The sequence below is a fragment of the Kitasatospora sp. NPDC043949 genome (genome assembly GCF_056435365.1).
The window spans coordinates 1-1,615 of record NZ_JBWKEQ010000022.1; the positions used below are offsets into that span (position 1 = coordinate 1).

At 73.5% G+C, this 1,615-nt stretch carries 1 protein-coding gene; it reads right to left on the bottom strand.

The features are described 5' to 3' along the window. Positions 1 to 135: 135 nt before the first annotated feature. Positions 136 to 1,242, bottom strand: coding sequence for a serine hydrolase domain-containing protein (locus AC07AL_RS19455; protein ID WP_400805266.1), 1,107 nt, complete (start codon positions 1,240 to 1,242; stop codon positions 136 to 138). Positions 1,243 to 1,615: the final 373 nt, after the last annotated feature.

The following is a 1,615-nucleotide window of genomic DNA, read 5'->3' on the forward strand; positions in this document are numbered from 1 at the left end:
GGCAAGGAACCGCTGGCAGACGGCGGCCTCACGCGGCTTTAGGTTTGTTCCGCCTCGACACGAAACCGGAGGGGGGGGGAAGGGGGGGGGGGGAAGTCGCCCCACCCGCCTCCCCACTCCCTCACCGGACTTCGGTCAGCGGCACAGGGCCGTGTCCACGACGTTCTCGACGTGCTCCGAGCCGGCGGCGTCCGGCGGGACGGTGGTCACCGCGATGTTGACGGCGCGGCCGTCGTCCGTCGCCCCGCCCCGGGTCTCGTAGCCGGGGATGTCGCCGCCGTGGCCCCAGTAGACGCCGCCGCAGGACAGCGGTCGGCTGATGAGCCCCAGGCCGTAGGCGGCGCCGCTGTCGCCGATGGGGACGGTGGTGCGCATCTGGGCGAGCTGGGCCGGTTGCAGGAGGCGGCCGCCGAGGAGGGCGGTGAAGAACTGGTTGACGTCGGAGTTGGTGGAGATCATCTGGCCCGCCGCCCCGCCCGCGGAGGGATCCAGCTCGGTGAAGTCGATCAGGTGCCCGTCGGTCGCGTCCTTGAGGTAGCCCTGGGGGTGGGCCTCGCGGATGGTCCGGTCGCCCTGGGCGGGGTAGTAGGTGTGCCGCAGGCCGAGGGGCTTGATGATGCGCTGGTCGATCTGTTCGGCGATGGGGCGGCCGGTGACCTTCTGGACGACCAGGCCGGCGAGCACGTAGTTGGTGCTGCTGTACTTGAAGCTCGCCCCCGGGGCGAAGTCGGCCTTGTGCTGGAAGGCGATGTCCAGCAGGTCGCGCGGCTCGAAGTACCGGTGCTGGATGGAGGGTTCGTCGATGTAGCCCTCGTAGTCCGGGAGCCCGCTGGTGTGCTGGAGGAGCTGGCGGACCGTGATGTGGCGCCCGTCGATGCCGTCGCCGCGGACCAGGCCGGGGAGGTAGGACTCGACGGGCTCGTCGAGCCCGATCTTCCCCTCGCCGACCAGTTGCAGCACGACCACCGCGGTGAACGTCTTGGTGTTGCTGCCGATCCGCACCTGGCCGTCGACCGGCACCTTCGCGCGGGTGGTGACGTCGCCGACCCCCGCGGTGTAGGTGCGGGTGCGGCCGTCACGGCCCTGGACGCCGGCCAGTGCGGCGGGCAGGCCGTCGTCACGGACCAGCGCGTTCAGCCCCTGCTGGACGGCGTCCGGGCGGGGGGCGGCGGCTGCCGTGGACGGTGCCAGGGCGGTGCCCGCGGTCATGAGGCCGACGGCCACCGCGGCCGCCGCCGCCACGACGACCCCGCGCCGACCGGCCTGCGGGCGCCGGGAGGAGAGCCGGGACGAACGCCGGGAAGAAGGCCGGGAGGAAAGCGGCTGCCACATCTGCTCACGCACGAGTCAACTCCGGTGCAATCAAGGGGAGACCGGGAGGTCCTCCCCGGGTGTGATCGCCAGTCTGCTCGGGCGGCTCGTCGATGACCTCCCCCGACCGGGGGAGCACTTTCTCCCACGTTTCCGCGATGCGCACCGACCGCGCCGACCGTCCCGCACGCCGACCGCCCGCACGCCGACGCGGGGGGGGGGGGGGGGGGGGGGGGGGGGGGGGGATGGGGGGGGGGGGGGGGGGGTGGGGGGGGGGTGGAGGGGGGGGGGGTTGGGGGTGGAG